This is a genomic window from Bradyrhizobium sp. Ses1 (assembly GCF_059512365.1).
The window spans coordinates 1-18,487 of the sequence record NZ_JCAMOQ010000086.1 but is presented as its reverse complement, the minus strand read 5'-3'; the positions used below and the strand labels follow the sequence as shown (position 1 = coordinate 18,487).

The 18,487-nt window shown below is 59.7% G+C and carries 17 protein-coding genes and 3 pseudogenes; 15 read left to right on the top strand and 5 right to left on the bottom strand.

The window, feature by feature from the left end:
• The first annotated feature begins 700 nt into the window (after positions 1-700).
• A complete protein-coding gene (locus AC5ZG5_RS43695) occupies positions 701-1,300 on the top strand; it encodes a hypothetical protein (RefSeq protein WP_456646895.1) in 600 nt (199 codons plus the stop codon).
• A gap of 53 nt (positions 1,301-1,353) precedes the next feature.
• Here the strand turns inward: AC5ZG5_RS43695 and AC5ZG5_RS43690 are convergent, their stop codons facing one another.
• Both AC5ZG5_RS43690 and AC5ZG5_RS43685 read right to left on the bottom strand, forming a co-directional pair.
• Positions 1,354-1,638 (bottom strand): hypothetical protein, encoded by a 285-nt coding sequence (locus tag AC5ZG5_RS43690; protein WP_456646896.1) that lies wholly within the window; start codon positions 1,636-1,638, stop codon positions 1,354-1,356.
• Positions 1,638-2,222, bottom strand: a complete 585-nt coding sequence (locus tag AC5ZG5_RS43685; protein WP_456646897.1) for an RNA polymerase sigma factor — start codon at positions 2,220-2,222, stop codon at positions 1,638-1,640. Before AC5ZG5_RS43685 ends, AC5ZG5_RS43690 begins: the two co-directional genes overlap by 1 nt.
• Positions 2,223-2,339: 117 nt before the next feature.
• Between AC5ZG5_RS43685 and AC5ZG5_RS43680 the strand changes: the two genes are divergently transcribed.
• The 3 genes from AC5ZG5_RS43680 to AC5ZG5_RS43670 all read left to right on the top strand — a co-directional run bounded on the left by AC5ZG5_RS43680 (position 2,340) and on the right by AC5ZG5_RS43670 (position 4,325).
• Positions 2,340-2,720, top strand: a complete 381-nt coding sequence (locus AC5ZG5_RS43680) for a hypothetical protein (RefSeq protein WP_456646898.1) — start codon at positions 2,340-2,342, stop codon at positions 2,718-2,720.
• A complete protein-coding gene (locus AC5ZG5_RS43675; protein ID WP_496165532.1) occupies positions 2,717-2,923 on the top strand; it encodes a hypothetical protein in 207 nt (68 codons plus the stop codon). The genes AC5ZG5_RS43680 and AC5ZG5_RS43675 overlap by 4 nt, the downstream gene beginning before the upstream one ends.
• Positions 2,924-3,458: 535 nt before the next feature.
• Positions 3,459-4,325, top strand: a complete 867-nt coding sequence (locus AC5ZG5_RS43670; RefSeq protein ID WP_456646901.1) for a protein-L-isoaspartate O-methyltransferase family protein — start codon at positions 3,459-3,461, stop codon at positions 4,323-4,325.
• An 88-nt stretch (positions 4,326-4,413) separates the two neighbouring features.
• On the opposite strand, the pseudogene AC5ZG5_RS43665 reads toward AC5ZG5_RS43670, so the two are convergent.
• Positions 4,414-4,858, bottom strand: a pseudogene (locus AC5ZG5_RS43665) (transposase); the annotation flags it as partial.
• A 129-nt stretch (positions 4,859-4,987) separates the two neighbouring features.
• Between AC5ZG5_RS43665 and AC5ZG5_RS43660 the strand changes: the two are divergent.
• The 8 genes and pseudogenes from AC5ZG5_RS43660 (at position 4,988) to AC5ZG5_RS43625 (ending at position 13,129) form a co-directional block, all read left to right on the top strand.
• On the top strand, positions 4,988-5,257 hold the full coding sequence (locus tag AC5ZG5_RS43660) for a hypothetical protein (RefSeq protein ID WP_456646902.1): 270 nt from the start codon (positions 4,988-4,990) through the stop codon (positions 5,255-5,257).
• Positions 5,258-5,334: 77 nt separating this feature from the next.
• Complete coding sequence (locus tag AC5ZG5_RS43655; protein ID WP_456646903.1) at positions 5,335-6,042, top strand: 2OG-Fe(II) oxygenase; 708 nt, start codon at positions 5,335-5,337, stop codon at positions 6,040-6,042.
• A gap of 887 nt (positions 6,043-6,929) precedes the next feature.
• Positions 6,930-7,576, top strand: a pseudogene (locus AC5ZG5_RS43650) (transposase); the annotation flags it as partial.
• Positions 7,577-9,008: 1,432 nt separating this feature from the next.
• Positions 9,009-9,491 (top strand): hypothetical protein, encoded by a 483-nt coding sequence (locus AC5ZG5_RS43645; RefSeq protein WP_456646904.1) that lies wholly within the window; start codon positions 9,009-9,011, stop codon positions 9,489-9,491.
• Positions 9,492-9,774: 283 nt separating this feature from the next.
• On the top strand, positions 9,775-10,818 hold the full coding sequence (locus tag AC5ZG5_RS43640) for a GSU2403 family nucleotidyltransferase fold protein (RefSeq protein ID WP_456646905.1): 1,044 nt from the start codon (positions 9,775-9,777) through the stop codon (positions 10,816-10,818).
• A 116-nt stretch (positions 10,819-10,934) separates the two neighbouring features.
• Positions 10,935-11,153 (top strand): hypothetical protein, encoded by a 219-nt coding sequence (locus AC5ZG5_RS43635; RefSeq protein ID WP_456646906.1) that lies wholly within the window; start codon positions 10,935-10,937, stop codon positions 11,151-11,153.
• Positions 11,154-12,017: 864 nt separating this feature from the next.
• Positions 12,018-12,380: a PRC-barrel domain-containing protein gene (locus tag AC5ZG5_RS43630; RefSeq protein WP_456646909.1), complete on the top strand. Its 363-nt coding sequence runs from the start codon at positions 12,018-12,020 to the stop codon at positions 12,378-12,380.
• A 74-nt stretch (positions 12,381-12,454) separates the two neighbouring features.
• A complete protein-coding gene (locus AC5ZG5_RS43625) occupies positions 12,455-13,129 on the top strand; it encodes a response regulator (RefSeq protein ID WP_456646910.1) in 675 nt (224 codons plus the stop codon).
• A 45-nt stretch (positions 13,130-13,174) separates the two neighbouring features.
• Here AC5ZG5_RS43625 and AC5ZG5_RS43620 read toward each other — a convergent pair whose 3' ends face one another.
• On the bottom strand, positions 13,175-13,387 hold the full coding sequence (locus AC5ZG5_RS43620; protein WP_456646907.1) for a hypothetical protein: 213 nt from the start codon (positions 13,385-13,387) through the stop codon (positions 13,175-13,177).
• A 773-nt stretch (positions 13,388-14,160) separates the two neighbouring features.
• Positions 14,161-15,225, bottom strand: coding sequence for an IS630 family transposase (locus AC5ZG5_RS43615; protein WP_496165531.1), 1,065 nt, complete (start codon positions 15,223-15,225; stop codon positions 14,161-14,163).
• Positions 15,226-15,470: 245 nt separating this feature from the next.
• On the opposite strand from AC5ZG5_RS43615, the pseudogene AC5ZG5_RS43610 reads away from it, so the two are divergent.
• The 3 genes and pseudogenes from AC5ZG5_RS43610 to AC5ZG5_RS43600 all read left to right on the top strand — a co-directional run.
• A pseudogene (locus AC5ZG5_RS43610) lies at positions 15,471-15,644 on the top strand (IS3 family transposase); the annotation flags it as partial.
• Between the two features lie 292 nt (positions 15,645-15,936).
• A complete protein-coding gene (locus tag AC5ZG5_RS43605; RefSeq protein WP_456647227.1) occupies positions 15,937-16,131 on the top strand; it encodes a hypothetical protein in 195 nt (64 codons plus the stop codon).
• 1,186 nt (positions 16,132-17,317) lie between these two features.
• Positions 17,318-18,433: an IS630 family transposase gene (locus tag AC5ZG5_RS43600; RefSeq protein ID WP_496165530.1), complete on the top strand. Its 1,116-nt coding sequence runs from the start codon at positions 17,318-17,320 to the stop codon at positions 18,431-18,433.
• Positions 18,434-18,487 lie beyond the last annotated feature (54 nt).

Sequence of the window (18,487 nt, the reverse complement as noted above, 5' to 3'; positions counted from 1 at the left end):
GGGTTCGATGGTCAAGTTGTCGGCCGTCGCGTTTCATGCCGATAGCATACACCAACGCCGCAACAATGTCGCCTATATTTCTGACCTATGAGTAATACGAACTCGCCGAACCCGTGGCGCAAGGCGGGACCTTATCCGCGGCAGGCAAATAGAAGCTGACACAGGGCGCACGCATCCGCCGGCGGTGGCCGCCAGTCACTCCGTTTCGGGCCTTGTCCTTCAGGTCACGGATCCGCACCTCAGCCTCTTCGCGGGAGGTAACGGTCTCTGACTCGTCGGGTACACGCGCTTCCCTGCTGAGCCTCTTGAGCTCGGAGAGCTGCTCTTTGGTCGGTCGATCTATCATGTGGTCTCCTCTGGAAGCGAGAACGAGCTGTCGGGAGTGCTGTTCCTTCCACGTCGGCTCGCCCGGCTGCAGGAACGCTCTGAATTCGGGTCCCGATCTCGCTGCGGGCCGGCATGAATCCACCGCATTGCCAGAATTAGGTCGCAATCCGACCGAGGTCAGGGTCAAAGGTCGTGCGCGGGGTGGGGCGCAGCACCGGGGTTTTCCATGTCCGGTCATTTGCGATTTTGCTTTGCCGCTTTTGTGTTCCTTGCCAGTTTCCCAACGTCACCTGCGTCGGCGAATCCTTTCGCTACCTTGTTCAATGCCGCTCCCGCGGAAGCCACTCGACCCGCTCCCGCGGAAGCAGAGTGCTTGCCGCGACCGGGCAGGTCGACGGCCGACGGCCAGCACTGGGTCTATCGGTTGGAGGGCCACCGCAAATGCTGGTTCCAGGCGGCCGAGGGGATCGCGACGGTGAAGAAGCGGGCTCATCGGCGCGTCGCAAAACATCACCTCGCCACGCTCGAGGCAAACGAGACTGCAGGGCGCAAGCAGAAGGCGGCGGTCGATGCGCGCGCGGAGCTGCTGCGCTCCACAGCGGCGGAAACGTCTCAGCCGGCCGCGCCCACACTCGAGGTCGTCGATGCCGGTCCCGTGCTCGGTACCGGAATCGCGACCCTCGTGCCCTCGGCAGCCATTTCCAACCGCGCGGACGACCAGCTCACGCCCGACCATTCCAGGCCGCGTCAGATCGACGTGGAGACACTTCTGGCGGCCGCGCCGGCTGTCAGTGACGTGGTTGCGTCCTCCGCGCCTTCGGCGGCGCCGGTCGCCTTTCCCATCGCCGAGGCGGGCGATGACGGGCGGGGATGGGCTTGGCTTGGCGTGCTGCTGATGACTGTCGGCCTCGTCGCTCTCCTAAGCTCGAGCCGAACCCTTCGTAGGGCGATGGTGCTGCACGAGCCGAAGTAATCTTTCGCCTCGCCAAGCCGCAAATTCCGAGGACCAGGTGCCCTCGGGCTCGTTCAATGCCGCTGATTGTGCGACGAGCCGCGGCCCCCACGGGGCGGCCGCAGCCTGGCACCAGGTTCGCTCAGATCTTCGTTCAGACCAAAATTACGATCGAGACTCCCAGTCACGTCCCGGTGCGCGGCCTTGATCACCTCTCTGACCTCGAGGGCGGTGTTAGCGATTGTCCATCCTTGCAGGGCGGATGTCTGCCGTACCTCCTTATCGGTCGCAGCGAGGATTTCCTTGCTCAGTGCTTCGAGCAGGCGGGCCAGATCGAGACTTGGGTGCCAGCGTGTCATCACTTGCTCCAGTTCCGTTGATCGCGCAGCAAGGCGCGTCGCATCCGCCGCCGCGTCGTGTCGTAGTCGAGCTCGGACATATCGTGGACCTTGCAGATCTCTCTGGCCGCCAAGCCGTCGGCCATGCCGGCGATGATCTTAAGCGCCGGCGGATCGGCTTCGAACAACCGATAGACGTTGGCCAGCGCCTGTGCGGCGGCCAGGACCCGCTCCGGATCGGGCACCTCATCGGCCTGCTCACTGGGCCAGCTTCGCTGTTCCGGATCATCGCGGCTCACAAGCAGCCTTTGCTCGAGCCGCGCACGCCGCCAATGGTCGTTGCAGATGCTGCGCATGACGCCCGACAGGAACGCCAGAATGGGTACTTCGGGCGGCCAGGGGCGCGAGCCATCGAGGACGCGTGCGATCGCCTCGTGGAGGATGTCGCTCCAGCCCAGTCCTCCCGGCAAGTCGCGGCTCCACAACCGGGCCAGAGCTTTTAACCGCACGAGTTCGAGATCGGACAGTGCATCGATGGCGGACGCGACATCGGCCGCGCGAGCAACCGCGTCATCAGCCTTGGGAGCTATCGTCAATCGTTCCATGGTCAAACCATTATGCGCTTCACCGGGCCAAGTGCGGACAGCGGATGAAAATTTTTTTGACGTGTCCGCGTGGGCGGACCTCAGACGTATCGTCTGTATCGCAACAGGAGAGCCTTCATGGACGACACGTTGGCAGCGGCGCGCCGCTGGTATGCCGGAGACCTGCGGTACGAAGTCCCGGTCCTGCGTAAGCCCCATCTGGTCGAGGCATTTGCGTCTGTTCCAGGCGAGCATTCGTCAGCCCCGGACCGTGGCGCATCATCTCGGACCGTACAGCGACGCATTCCTGACCCCGATACCTATCCGCGCTGGCTCTATCATGACGTCCTCGTGACGATCGATGTGAGCCGCAACCTCAATAATGGGATGCCCAGCTTCTGGGCCCGCAACTTTGGAGCATCTCGACATCGCGCGCGGCGATCGCGTACTCCAGGTCGTGCCGGGACCGGGTACTATTCGGCGGTGCTGGCTGAGATTGTCGGATCACTGGTCGCGTGACGGCAGTTGAAGCCGACCCAATGCTGGCCGCGCAGGCCCGAGCGAACCTCGCGAACTGGCCGCAGGTCAATGTCGTCTCAGGCGAGGGCCGGACGGTGGATGTTAGTGAACTTGACGTCGTCGTCGTGTTCGCCGGATCCACCCACCCGTCGCGCCTCTGGCTCGATCGCCTTGTCGAAGGCGGCCGGCTTCTGATGCGCTGACCGACGAATCCTCGAGGGGCTTCTTCGCGTGATCCGACGTCGAAACCGGTACGAAGCCTCCTCAATTGGTGGCGTCGCCATCTATCCTTGCATGGGTGGACGCGATGGTGAGGCGGAAAAACGTCTGCATGCCGCACTCGAAGGCCTGCCGCCCGGCAAAGTTCCGATTCGCGCGCTCCACGTTGGTGATCCGAAGTCTGACCATGCAGAAAAAATGGGGCTTCAAGCGGCAAAATTTTAGCCGGACGCGAGCCCGTCGCAGCGGATGCCGTCGCTCTGAAAGGATCGGGAAAGGTTTTGATCGTGCGAGATTCTCTCACGCTGGACATTCCTCAAGAACGTCAGTGCAGCAGTGGTTTGCCACCTATCCAACGTGATCGAAGTAAGATGTGGCAAGCACCAACGAGGTCGCCTCAAGCACACAGAACCCAAAATCATTTGGCTTCGCTTAACTGCGAGACCTTACCTTACATTGTGACCTAGGCCCGGGTGCATGTTTTGAGTCCGTCACTTTTGCAACACTAAGGGTAGAGCCATGAAGATCAGCGAAGTAAGACGACTGTATGCCCGGCAAATTCTGGCGATGGTCGGGGCCGACAGCGACAAGATGTTAGAGAAGGCATTTGCGACTGTTTCGCGAGAACACTTTCTTGGGGGCCGTCGGTGGCACGCAGTGACTCCCTGGGCCCCTCATTTGCGTTTGCCTACCAACGACCCCAGCCTCATCTACCAAGATGTTGTCATCTCCCTTGATCCAAAGCGTGGCGTCAACAATGGCAGTCCGTCGCTTCACGCGTGGCTGATGCACAGAGTCGGACCGCTAAGGGGGGCGACAGTTGTCCACGTAGGAGCGGGAACGGGCTATTTCAGCGCCATTTTAGCCGAACTTGTCGGCAAAGAGGGGCGAGTGTTGGCTATCGAATATGACAGGTCATTGGCAAAACTCGCAAAGAAGAACCTGAGACTTTGGAGGAACGTCGACGTCTTGAATGCCGATGGCAAAGACTGCGCAATTCCATCGGCTGATCTCATTTACGTCAATTTTGCGGTAAGCCGACCAGCCATCACCTGGGTCGAAAACTTAAAGGAGGGCGGACGTCTTCTATTTCCTCTTGGAGTTCCCGAACGCGAAGCGCGGTTTGTAGGGCGACATGCGATGCATGCTGTTGCATTGCTAGTCACACGTCGGAGAAAAGAGTTTATGGCCGAGGCATTACGCGAAGTGTCATTTGTTTTCGCGGAGGGAGGCGATGCTGTGGTCGAAACGTCTGAGGAGAGACGGTTGAGGAAGGCACTTGCCTCCGAGGGATGGCGAAACGTTTCGACTCTCTATTGGAAGCGTCGGGCAAAGGGACGATGTTGGTATGTTGCCAAGGATTGGGCACTAGGCGTCAAGAGCTGAAATCCACGGTAAGATCCGAACGTCCGTAAAGCGCTCCTGCGGCTTACCTCCCGTTTTTGACGCCGATGCGTGCGCGTTTAGCGAGAATGCCGAGCCGCCGGCGGATCGCCGCCAGTTCGCGCAGGCGGCTACGTACGAACGCATCGTCAGCTCGCCGGCTGCGATAGCGCACTGATATGCGGTCTCTGCCCCCAGGACTTGCTCGCCCGCGTTTCGCTCACCTCGTAAGGTGTCCGCAGATGAGCGACGGCCTCTCGCCTTACGGCGGGCATCACCATTTTTTACGCACGTCCTTGAGCATGGCTCATCGAGCATCGCTCGGCCAAGAGCGTCTTCAGCTTGGCGTTCTCGTCCTCCAACGCCTCGAGCCGCTCGGCGTCTGACACTGCCAGGCCGCCGTACTTGGCCTTCCACTTGTAGAGCGTCGCGCTGGAGATCCCGTGCTTGCGGCAGAAATCGGCCGTCGCCGCTATCTTCTCCTGTTCCCGCACAATCCCAATGATCTGCTCGTCCGTGAACCGACTTGACTTCATGGGGTCCACGCCTTCCCAGCTGCTGGACTCTACCCATTCTTGGAGGTTTTTGCGGGACTCAGACCGTCTACACTTCATCTTGGCCGAGATGGCCAAAACGAAACGCGCAGTAAAGATAGGAGCTAGCAAATGGGCTCATCAGTACCAAACCTGATCCTTAAAACCGACTACGCCACGCCAGTAGAAGAAACGGTCTTGGAATTCCACATGGATATTCCCCTTTCTTCTGAGGAGACTGGCAGAATACGGCAGTTTCTTGCAGAGAATAATTGGAGGGCGTTGAAGGACTATGTCGGAAATTCAAGGCCCCAACTTCGTCATCTCGTGTCGGAATGGATCGACAAGACAGAGGATCGCAAGCTGGGTAAGGTCGTTTCGCTGAAGGCCAATGCGTCCTAAGTATCCATGTCCCATCGCTTGCTGCTACCGCCAAAATTGCCTGCGGCGGTAGCAGCGCCTCAGTGAGGAGTTACTCGATGCTCCGGCTTTCTGAATGCGATTTGACAATAGAACGTCGAGCTGAAATTCGAGCGTCATTCCAAGCATGCGGCTTCGCCAGGATAACAGATTTTCTACTGCCTGATGCAGCCTCGGCCGCGTCGGAAGCTCTCCAATCCTTCGATGCATGGTCGGTTGTATTTATCGAGCCGGACGGAAAGCCGGTCTGTCTCGACTCGAAGGATTGGGAGCGCTCTCGTCCTAACGGGCGCCAGCCGTACAGTTCCAATGCATCATTCCAGTATTTGTTCAAGAGTTATCCGCTGGTGGAACGACTGCGTGCTGGTTGCGCGGCTGGTGTTCTCCGCACAATTGCTGAATACCTAACTAACGCGACGTTCCGACACATTGTTGCGGATGTGACCGGGCATCGCGAGTTTATCCATATCGACGGGTTTGCTTCGCGATTCGAAGCCGGACACTTTCTAACAAGTCATACCGATAAGCAGCCACATGGAACACCCGGAGTTCGCAAGGTTGCCTACTCTCTCAATCTCACACAGCGATGGAATAATGACTGGGGCGGACAGACTTGCTTCTGGAGCGATCATGATCTGCCCATATGCATTCCACCCACTTACAATACCCTCTTGTTGTTCGCGGTGCCGCGACCACATTCTGTAGTGTACGTACCCCCCTTTGCGCGGGGCGCTCGACTCGCCATTACCGGATGGCTGCATGAATGAGGCGGTATTCATCCGACGCTGGCGGACTTGCAGCCGTCTCTCGCGATAGAGGCGACGAAACGTCTCGTGGTTCATGAGAAGTCCCTCGCGGCGAATCAGCACTAGGATACGAAGGTAGCCGCACTGGCGGCGGATCTCTGGCGGCGTAGCGTATCCATGTGAGAGCTGCTCCCAGCACTCTGCACGCCTGCCGTTCGCTTATGATCATCACGGCGAGGCTGTCGGGCCGCCCCAATCAAGCCGATGACAGTCCAGGCGTCTACGCTGCTGACGCTCGGTTGAACTATGGCAAGCATGCCTAAAAACCCGAAAGTCCACGCAATGATCGGCGTGACGCCGTGCCGCTCCTTCAACACGAGTGTCGATAACAGCAAGGACCAGATAGGTGAGGTGTAGAATCTTGAGGAAACTACCGTTAGCGGGAGCTTCGATGCACAAGCGACAAATGCCACAAACCGCGGATAACTAAATACCGATCTCAGAAACTGCTCCTCTTCGAACAAAAGAACGGACGTCTATGCGAACATGTTTAAGGAGAAGAAGTAGGGGATCGACGTCAAGCTGCGGACAGTCACCGCCAGCGGAGAAAGCGTGCGCGTTATGACCTTGATAGTCGAAGACATGGTAACGAACATCAGGCTGGCGAACGCAATATGAGCTACGCGGCTTAGTCTTGCGGTTCATCTACACTCTCCTTAGGGAACGAGGAAGGTAAAGGCCTCATGGCATGATTGTCTTATGGCCCTACTTTCTGACACACAACCTGGGAGTGTACAGGTCGCGGTCGCTCAGGTTTGCGATCGAGAAAGGTTGTGACCTTGCCCCACGTGACCCCCCACGGACTATTCAGATTGAAATTCGCTCTGGCCCAAGACAAGGACCATAGCATGAAGCGCAGCCGGTTTTCGGAAGAGCAGATCATCGGGATTTTAAAGGAGCAGGAGGCCGGCGTTTCGGTTGCCGATCTGTGCCGCAAGCACGGCGTCAATGACGCGGGGAATCTACAAATGGAAAGCCAAATTTGGCAGGATGGAGGTCTCGGATGCCAAGCGGCTGAAGACGCTGGGGGACAAGAAGGGGCTGCTGGCCGAGGCCGTGCTCGGCAACGCGGCGCTGAAGGACCTATTGGGAAAGAAGTGGTGACGCCCGCTTCCAAGCGGAAAGCTGTCGCGCATCTCATGGATGCCGACGGGATCAGCGAACGGCGGGCGTGTAAAGCCATCGGCTGTTGCCGCATGACCATCAGATACCAGACAACCCTGGCAAATGATACCGCCCTGCGCCAGCGCATGAGGGCGATCGCCGAGGTGCACCGTCGCTTCAGCTATCGGCGCCTGCATGTTCGGCTCAAGCGGAAGTGTTATCAGATCAATCACAAGAAGCTCTTCGACTCTACCGGGAAGAGGGGCTCGCGGTTCGTTCGCCGAGGCGGCCGCAAGCGGACGATCGGGACCCGGGCGCCGCTGACGGTGCCGATGGCCCCGAACGCTGGTCGCTCGACTTCGTATCGGATCAGCTCACTGATGTAAGGAGATTGTTGTCTGCACAAATTCAAGCGAGAGATGGGCACGTCGCGTTTCCTCGTTCGCGCCAACGAGGCCTGGCCCCCCGCGAGCGAAAGTTTCATCCCAGCGCGGAGAGGGCTCCGCGCTGGGTTTAGGACCGGGCGCTTGGGATGTGTCTTTCGGCGCGGAGGTGCCGTTGGTCGATCTGGGTCCCGTTCCTAGCGGCGATGATGAGGTCGAACTTTGAACGGCCGCTTCGCGGGATGACTACAAATAGAGTCATCGGGAGGCCGCGGCACGACCGTGAATTTTCATTGAAAACAATTGGTGATGCGAGGGCGACGTCGTGCGTCGCCGTTCACACTATTCGTTCAGTACGAACCGACGGTCAGCCCGACGGGAAGGCCGGCGGTACCCCGGGTTAAGCTTCTGGAAGTCCTAGGGAGAGCAGAACCTCGGGAGCGATGGAGTGCCCATGCCGGAATTCGCTGACGACAATCTTGCAACGTTGGTCAGGCAGATGATGCCTTCGAGGCCGATTGATTGGATCGTGTAAGTCACAGACAATCACGACGAGGCTTGCGCATTGTTCAACCGCAACGTCCTTCGCGTACGCCGCCTTTGGCGGACCGACGTCTTCGATGCAGGACTACACTTGCTGCCGAAGCACCACCCGCTTAGTCTGAGGCGGGTCAGGTCTGAGATATTGCGGGGAGTGGCATCGCGCATCGCCGTCGACGTGTGGGAAGCGCGCTTCATCAAGAGCCACAAGGGCCGGTTGACCGAGAAGCACGGTTATCTAGCGCGCACCCTCGTCGGAGGATAGGTCGCGTTTGGAGGCTGCGCCGCAACGGCAGAGCTAGGTGCGCTCCGAGAACTAAGGAGCGCCGTCTCCAAGCAAGCGCATCTGGCTCGAGACCGAGCGAAGCGGGTCGAGGACTATCAGGAACTCCTGCGTAGCCGTTGTGCTCGCAGGAAGTACGACGGAGGATTTCGAGTCGATCTCTCCGAGTATGAAAGATGGCTGCCGAAGCATCTGATTGAAGCTTTCAAGACTACGATGAATGCGTCCCTCTGCTGGTGATCGAAAACGAGGCGGTCTATTTAGTGCCTTCACTGGACGATCGACAGCTGGCGGACCTCATCTATCAATTGGATCGCGATGTCGCGCGGGCTGAGGAGGAGACCGATAAACGTGCCCTGGAGCAGTTGTTCGACTTGATAAGGTAACCAAGGCTTCGTTCAAGGCCGAGCATCAAAGCGGCTCGGCGCGCTAGGAAGCGTTGTCGCTCCGCGCTCTATTGCGGGAATCCCAGGGGTTTGGTAGCAACGAGTCGGGCTCGCCACCTCCGACCTGTCGCCGGGTCAAACGGCTTCATCCCTCGCGACCATGATCGCCGATCCTTCCGGATCTGGGCATGTGGTGTAATCGGCGAACCCCTGCCCTACCGAGGATCGAAGATGAAGTTGACCATCACAATCACCGACGTGGAGTACATGAAGGCCGTCCTTCGGACGGTGCTTCCGGATGTCAAATCGTCCCACAGGATCGAGGCTCTTGCGCGCGGTCTCGGCTGGCGTACCAACGCCGCAATGCGCGCCGCGCTGGCCGCCGGCTCCGTAGAAGTCGGCGCCGACGAAGGCGCATTTCTCGGCTATTTGCGCGAGCACTCGTTTGTGGCACCGCCTGATTGCTTGACGCGTTGGCTTGCCAAATCGGGCGTTCGACGGGCGATGGACTTGGAGCCTGCTCTAAGCCGGTTCGGATACCGGTCGGCCCGCGACCGCGGCGAGACTGTCCAGGAGGCCGATGCGCGTTTCCAAACGAGCCGGGCGGAGATGCTGGACGACCAGGCCATCGCCGAGTTCATTCGCGCAGTCGGGTTCCTTTCAAAGGATCCGCGTCGCAAGACGATCAACCGCACAAGGGGCAGTTATGGCTGAAGCACGATGCCGAGCGTGCGACGGGCGATTATGTCGCAAATGGCATGTTGATCGCGGCCGCGCTGGCCATGGGGTTCTCGGCGGTGCCCACCCATTCGGGTTCACCGAACGCCCATTTCGATATCAGCTCCAAGGCGGCATGACGGGGCCGCCAAAAGTAGATAAAAGTTCCTAGTCTCAACAGTTTAGCCTGATTATGCATGGAACTGTTGAAACCATTGATTTTAAATGATAAATACGGTTTCAACAGTAGCGACCCAAAACAGATCCAAGTGTTGAAACCATGGATTTTCAAGAGCTTAACAATGACCAGCGACGCGAGGTGGTCAACAGTCAGCAGCGATTTCAGTCCCTGCGGGACGCCAAGGAGGCGTACGACGCTCATCGCGGTTCCCTGACCTGGGTGGAGTCCAAAGGCCGTGAATACCTCGTCCGGAGCTACTACGACAAAGCGGGCCTCCGGAAGCAGAGCTCGCTCGGCGTGCGCTCTCCCGAAACCGAAAAGATGAAGGTTGACTTCGAGGCTAAGCGCGCTGCGGCAGGAGACCGATTGAAGAACTTGCGCGACACGATGGAGCGACAAGCCGCGGTCAATCGAGCGCTCGGACTGGGCCGCGTACCGCTGATTGGAGCCCGGATCATGCGCGCTCTCGACGGCTTCGGGATGTTAGGTTCCGGCATTCGAATTCTCGGAACGAACGCGATCTACGGCTATGAGGCCTCTTCCGGCGTCAGAATCGATCCGGGCTTGGCCACGACGGAAGACATCGATCTTCTATTCGACGCGCGCGGCGGGCTTACGTTCGTGGCGGACGACGACGTCTCCGAGTCCTCGCTCCTGAAGATACTCAAACGTGTCGACACCAGCTTCGAACGCGCCAAGCAGACCTTCCGGGCTGTGAACCGGGACGGCTATCTCGTCGATCTGATCAAGCCGATGCAGAGCCCTCCTTGGAAGAAGGCTCCGGATAAGATCGGCTCGGACCCGGAAGACCTGACCGCCGTTCAAATCGAAGGACTCGACTGGCTGCAGAATTCTCCGGCTTTCGAGGCGGTCGCGATCGACGAAAAAGGCGAACCGGTGCGCATCGTCGCTCCAGATCCGCGGGTTTGGGCCGCCCATAAACTTTGGTTGTCCCGTCGTGCGGATAGAGAGCCGCTCAAGCGCCAACGAGATGCAGCACAGGCGGAAGCCGTGGGTGCTCTGGTCGCGAACTATCTCACTCACCTGCCATTCGACGCAGAGCAGCTGAGGATGCTTCCGAAAGAAGTGGTAGACAGCGCGGCGCCGCTTTTCGTTAAGAAAGACACCGCGGCGCGAGCCTAGCAGTCAGGCTCGACAAGAACGAGGCCGACAAAGCCGGCGCCGATCATCGGCGGCGCCATGATGATGATCAGCATGATGCTGCTGCTCGTCGGCATGATCATCGCGCCATAGTCGGCATGACGACGATCATCCTGACCGGCATCATCACCGGCATCGTCATCGTCATCGCCAGCAGCAGCACCACCACCAGCAGCACCAGCATTAGCATCGCGATCGGCGCCGCCGGTATTGCCGGCAGCCCAGCGGCTGCTGGCGACTTGATATCGATCAAAAAATGGTTTGCGATCACCGCAAAACCGCTTCCCGTACTCACGGCGAAATCTTCGCGGCGTTAATGTTCGGTTTCGAACCTGGCCGCTGATTTTCGATGACGGGACATCGACTTACAAATCGAGTCGTTCTTAAAGCCCGGAATCGAGTCGCTCTTATAGCCCGAGCGAGTCGTTCTTATAGTGGACCTACAACATTTGGTGACTTTCGCAGTTATCGTTGGACTGTCCACCTTTCGTAGCTTCTCCAAACTGGTGTGGCTGCGGGTACGATGCAGCTTGGTGATGATGTCGGCGATGGCTTCGCCGACGCCCGAAATCTCTGTGGGGCGGTCCTCCTCGATCAGCACGTGGAGCGGGACCGCAAGCGCTGCGAGACTGTCCGCAGCCGGGAGTAGGCCTTGGCACGGTAAGGATGCCGAAGCTGAGTCATCGGCTTTGGATTTCAGTCAGCTGCCTTCTCGACCAATGCCGCCGCCGCTTTTGGACCTACCGCCCGTCCCGGCCTCGGCCAGGTTCCCATCGTTGATCGCTGGCCTGGGCGCGCTTCACGATCGTGCTGGATCAGCCGATCTGTGTTTACCTGCTAGCCGCCGCTCGCCCCAGGTCAGTGATGCGGTATTCGATATCGCCGAATGGAAGCGCTTGGGTTTCCGGGAGACCCAGCTCCACCAACCGCGCCACGATCTCATGGTCGAAATCGGCGGGCTGATCCAGGATTCGCCGAGGAGCCTCCTCAGACAATCGCGTTCCAGATTGGTCAGCTCCATCTCGACCTCCGCTCGTCGACTTCTCACGGCACGCGTCGCCGCCGCGTCATCCAGTGCGGCGATCGCTGCCGACGGCGAGAACAACGCCACCGAGGCTTCCGCCGGGAACGGAGCCATCGTCGCCCCGTTGACTCCAGAAGACAACATACGGGAGGTCAACATGGCCATGGAAAATCGCGAGACGTTCAGCCTGATCGGAAGCGACAAGGTTGAGGGTACGAACGTGTACGGGGCCGACGGGGAAAAGGTCGGCTACATCGAGCGCGTCATGATCGACAAGATCAGCGGCAAGGTATCGTACGCGGTGCTCAGCTTCGGCGGCCTGCTCGGCATCGGCGACGATCACTATCCGCTGCCCTGGCAGGCGCTGAAATACGACACCAACCTCGGCGGCTACGTCACCGGAATTACCCAGGACCAGCTTCGCGGCGCCCCCAAATACGCCGACGAAAGCAGTTGGAATTGGAGTGACCCCGCGACCGCGCGTTCCGTGAACGCCTACTACGGTGTGCCGGTGGCTTGAGGCGGCACGACCTGTCTGAGGCTGACCTGCCGCGAACGCGGCCCACGGCCGCAGCGCGGGAAGGAGACTTGAAAGTGGGCAAGGCCGTTCGTGTTCTGGTCGTGGAGGATGAAGCTCCGATCTGCAGCTTCATCGAGGACACCTTGTCGGACGGCGGTTTCGAGGCCTGCACAGCTCGTTCGGGAGAGGCGGCCTTGTCCACTTTTCGTGATGGCCGGGAGGGGTGTCGCGCGCTGCTGACGGACGTCAATCTCGGTGACGGCATCAGCGGATGGGAGCTGCCGCCGAACATCAGGGAAATTACGCCTTGGTTTCCGGTGGCCTCCATGACGGGCGCCAGCGCGGGAGACTGCAAATCGCAGGGCCTCGTTGGCAGCATCCTGATAGAGAAGCCTTTTGCGCCGGCGCAATTGGCGACCGCCGTGTCGCAGCTAGTCGATACTGGCACTTTACGGGCTGAACCGGAAATCGCGGTGAGGCTCCGATCCTTCGATCGAGCCTGCGACGGTGGACGACGGATCAGCGGAAACTGCGGATCTTATCGTCGGGTGGGGCGGGGATGCCTTGGCCGCGCATGCGGCTGCGCCGCGAGCGGCCGCTACCGCCATCCAGTCCCGCAGCAGGCCCGTGTCCCCTTTCGAAAAGGTCGCGCGCCGCTTGAGATCCTCCAGCGTCTCGCCAGGATGGCATCGCTCGAAATCCTTGCGGATCAGCAACTCGAGGTAGGTCGGGTCCCTCGCGCTGATTGAACCGAGATGCTCGCGCGAGTTGGTCCTCATGGTTGCTGGACACGCTCAATCGTGGGCACTCGGATGCAGCACAACAAGAAGGATCGTTAGTTCACGGACAGATCCGCCGGGCTGAAATGTCCCCCGCAACGAAAGGCTGGTGTCGGCATTTGCCGGCGCCGCGAGCGCATCTCGCTCGCGGCAGAGGTCATCGAGCTTGGCCGGCATCGCGTCAATAGAAGCTCCGCGGAAGCTGTCGAGACAGTCGATGGCTGGCATTCAGTGCTTCCGGGTGAGGTTATCGTCTTCGAGAAAGCGCGAGAAGTCGGTTGGCGAGCACGCACGTCGCCTCGAAGATCTTGGAAAGGGGCAACCCGGGACGAGACGTCGGTGAACGGGCTGAGTTATAACTTGGGTGGTTGCAGCTATCTCGCGGGCGCGATGCCGAGAAAACTGAAGGCCTACCAAACCTCACTGGGCTTCTTCGACCAGGCAATTGCGGCGGGATCGATGAAGGCGGCTCTGGACGCATGGGGGGCCGACAGCAACCTCTTCCATCAGGGGGCGCGAAAGAAACCGACGACCCCGACGTCGTCGCCGCGACCATGGCGAAACCTCGTGTCGTTCTCGGGCGACCTGTCGGATCGGACGGACCCTCAAGCAAGACGCCGAGCTGCCCACGGACCTTCGTGGTGCCGACAGCCGCAGGCCAAGGAAGCCTAGTGCAAAGCCAAAGAAGCATCCGCCTCGGAAGAGCGATGACAAAGCGGATCGCAATGCGGCGCTGGCCTTCGAAACGGAGCGGTTACGGCGGGATAGCAAGCGTCGTAACGAGGGGCCGCGGAGAAGGAGCGCAAGCAGCGCCAGCGGGCGATCGACAAGGCGCAAGCGGCTTTCGAAAAGGCCGAACGGGAGCACGACCGGAGGGCGGCCGCCATCGAAGACGACCGCGCCGCAGTCGAAAAGCGATCACAGGCCAGGAGGCCCGCTGGGAGAAGCAGAGGGAAAAGCTGAGGGCCGCTGTGCACCGGGCGCGAGGCTAGTACCCGGAATCAGAGCTGAGTGATACGGCGCCCTGTGAAGCGGCGTTGACGGACCTTTTTCTTGGTCCAGACGAAGGGCTCGGCTTTGTCGTTGTACGCGTTGACGTAGGCATCGATGTGTTCCTGAAGCTGGGTGAGGCTAGTGAAGGAGGTGCCGCTGAGCGACTGGCCCTGCAAGATCGAGAACCATACCTCGACCTGATTGAGCCAGGACGCACTTGTCGGCGTGAAATGAAATTCCACGTTGGGGTGGGCCTTGAGCCAGGGCTCGTTCTTCTTGTGGGTGTTGAGGTTGTCGAGGATGACGTGAAGCTTCCGGTTTGGAAAAGCCGCGGTGACGCTGTTCATGAAGTCGAGAAACTCGACGCGGCGACGACGTTTTGAATGAGCCGCGATGATCTTTCCGGTGGCGACCTCAAGCGCCGCAAACAGTGTTGTCGTGCCATGCCGCTTGTAATCGTGGCTCTGGCCGGTCAAGGCGCGGCCATTGGGCAACTTCAGATAACCCTGCGCTCGCTCCAAGGCCTGGATCGAGGGCTTCTCGTCCACGCATAGCACAATGGCCTTCGCGGGCGGGGCGACGTAGAGGCCGACAACATCGGCGGCTTTGGCCGTAAAGTTCGGGTCGTTGCTCTCGCACCAGGACTTGCGAGCCGCAAGGTCAATCTTGTGGCTGCGCAGGCACCGCCAGACATATTGGACGTCAACATCGTCCAGCGCCTCGGCCAGCAGGGGCCCGGTCCAGCGTGCGAACCCTTGCGGGGGCGGCTTATCCAGCAGCTTCAAAATCCGCTTGTCGGTGGCCTTCGTATAGATCGGCTGCTTGCCGGGCCGTGGCTTGTCTTGCAGCCCTTCAAGGCCATGATCGGCATAGCGGTGCCGCCAAAGGCTGACAATCCGCGGCTGAACGCCGACTTCCTTGGCGATCGAGCGGGTGCTGCGCCCGTCCGCCGCCAACAGAACTATCCGCGCCCGCTTCAAATCGCGCTGCAACGTCACCGGCGAGCGACAACACGCCTCAAGCACCTTGCGATCTTTCCGCGAAAGGTGGACTTCTCTTGCTTCGGGGATCATCCATATCTTGAATCACGACTCACGATCCAAGAAAAGTGGGTACTAGGGAAGGGCAGCTGCGCGCCGGCCACCAACAAGTTTGCGGATTCCTTGTGTCAATGCATCGCCGGCAGCTAAGCTGGTGGCGGCAGCGAAAATTCAAATGTGGTGCTGCATCCGGTCCGGACGCCTTGCCCGCTCTGCGGGAAGCCGATAAAGCTCGAGCGCTATGTGTGCTCCCGCTGCGAGGGCGATCCGCTGCACGAAATATTCAGCGGCCTCACTCGTCGCTGAAATACCTGACCCCCGCGACCTATGCCGCCCATCTCACCCCGACGGACGCTCGGCTACGCAACCCCGACCAGCTCCGCCGATCGTCCGTTGCTCCACCCGCGCGACTTGGCGTACAAAACTCCGACACTCTAACCGCTGCCGCATGAAAATTCAGTGGCAGGTCACACCGGGTTCAGGGCACGAGCTGCAAACTGCTGATCTCATAAAAGCAACAGCGCCGCCGTCGACGGAAGATGTTCGTCGGGGGGCGCTGCGCTAAACTGGGCCTGCAATCCCCCAGTGTAGCTGTGTCTCCCGAGCTCACGAGACGTTTAAGAGAAAACCCCGCGAGGGGGCACGCGGGGTTTTCCAGGGACGCCGATCATGTTGGGGGCTATTCGGCCCGCTTCCAATGCGCCTCGCCGCAAATCGTTCCTTGCCCGGCCAGGTCGGGCCTACATGCGCGTCCAGGTCGGACGGCAGAGGAAAGACATCCAGAAGCTTCAGCGAGCCGGTATCTCCACGGCCTCGGCCGAACTCCTCCTGTGCCGCATGATCGCCAAAGGCGAGACCCTTTGCGCCGAGCGCGACCGGATGAAAAAAGACCTGCCCGGGAATACGGCGGGCAAGGTGCTCGGGGGCCGCAAGTGCTGAAGTATTTTTCTGACATCCCGGAGCAGCCTCCCTTCTTGAAGGCGCTTGCGGAGGTTCGACATTTGGCGACCCGGGAAGGGTGGTGCTTTCAGCACGTCCAGGCGATCATTGTTGCTATTGATCAATAGGCAGAGGCGGCAACCGGTAATCGGTCGTTCTTTTTGAATCGGCCGCATTCAATCGGTCGTCGGACGCGCGGTGATGATATTCCCTAGAGGCTATGGATTTCCAAACACGCGGCCAGTGTCGCATGGACCCGGAAAGTATCCCGGGTCCGGGCACAAATTGCTCTCACTTGCTGCCCCGTGTTGTGCTTTGCTGATGTGCGACCTCTTCCTGATCGACCTCAGCCGCCTGACCCCGGTCGGCGGAGAGGGAGCACCGCCCCGGCGCGCCGGTGCTCACGGCTGCGCCGGGGCACATTCCAAGGCTCGAACCTTCGCTGGACTTGCTCATTCAGCGATTATGGTCCGCTAAGATTCAGTTTACTACCGGGACAGAGCTAAGGATTGCCAGCAGCGCAGAGCGGTCGGTCAGCCCGATCGACAAAGAGTCTTGGCAGCGACTCGCCGATGAATGGCGAAAGCTGGCCGACGATGTCGAGAGGCGAGAAAGTCGTTAGTTAGATTTTAGGAACGGCCCGCGAGCCTTGCCGTTGCCGTACAGCTTTCGGTGTCCACGACCGCAAGCAGAAGGCTAGTCCGACGTTCGGGCGTTCGGCCTTCTCCGGGGTCGGGCGCCCGGGCTGGATGGGGCGCTATCGCCAGAACGCCGCAAGCGCAATCATCAGCGCCGCCGCTAAACAGGCGAGCCCAAAGATATAAGGTATGTCGCGCTTCTCGCTTGGCGTCATCAACTTCCCTCGTGGTTGCCGAACGGTACTCAATGTGCGGGTCGCTGCCGAGTTCCCTCGGCTGCGCGCCGGACTGGCCCAACGATTTTAGGATCCTGTCGGAACGAAATAGGACGAGTTCGGTTACTTGGTCCTTGAGGTGAATGTCCATGCCGCTGGGGCTCCGACGTAATCCCCTTCGTCGGAGCCCTTCCTTTGCGTTCCCGGCGACGAAGAGGACTGGGCGCCCCAAAACGAAACGCCTCCAGCTCGGGGGTCGTCTAGTGTCCTGTCCCGCAAATAACTGGCATTAATTCTGCATCGTTCTCGCGATCTTGTGGGATGGAGATGGCGATGACGATAGGCAGACCGAAGGCTGATCTGGTGTTGTCGGATCAAGAGCGTTCGCAGCTTCAAACGTTTGCACGTAGCCGCTCGCTGCCCGCGGCGCTCAGCAGTCGAGCGCGCATTATACTGAGTAGTGCAGATGGCGAGCCCAACAATGCGATCGCGCAACGAATGCAACTCACCAATGCTACGGTCGGGAAGTGGCGGTCGCGTTTCATTGAGCGGCGCCTGGCTGGCCTCTACGACGATGTTCGCCCAGGCGCGCCGAGAACGATCGATGACGAACGCGTGGCGCAGCTGATTAGAACGACGCTGCACACCAAGCCATCGGATGGTTCCACACATTGGAGCGTTCGCTCCGTGGCTGCCGAAACTGGCATCTCCAAGACCAGCGTACAGCGTTATTTTCGAACGTTCGGCTTGCTACCGCATCGCTCTGAAGGCTTCAAGCTGTCCAATGATCCTTTCTTCATCGAGAAGCTGCGCGACGTCGTCGGGCTGTATCTGAGCCCGCCCGACAACGCTTTGGTGATCTGTGTCGATGAGAAGAGTCAATGCCAAGCTTTGGAGCGCACGCAGCCAATGCTACCCATGGGCTTCGGTTACGTCGAAGGGATTACTCACGACTACAAGCGCCACGGGACGACCACGTTGTTCGCAGCGCTGAATGTGATTGATGGGACGGTGCTCGCCAGGTGCAAGCCGCGTCATCGGCATCAGGAATTCCTATCGTTCCTGCGCGAGATCGATAAAGCGGTTCCCATGGGGCTGGATATCCACTGCATCATCGACAATTACGCGACCCACAACCACCCGAAGATCAGGGCTTGGCTCGCGATCAGGCCCCGTTGGCACATGCACTTCATTCCCACCTACAGTTCCTGGCTTAACCAAGTGGAGCGCTTCTTTGCGTTGATCACCGAAAAGGCGATCCGCCGCGGCTCTTTCTCCAATGTTAAGCAACTCGTCCGGAAGATCGATCAATTCGTCACGGCATACAACGCCACCTGCCAGCCCTTCCGATGGACCGCTACGGCAGACGCAATCCTCGAAAAACTGCATCGACTTTGCTCACGAATTACCGGGACAGGACACTTAGTCTTACTGCGTCACAAATCATGACGGCGGATAGACCTCGAGTTGGATTGCGCAACACGGACATCTACGTAGCCGCCT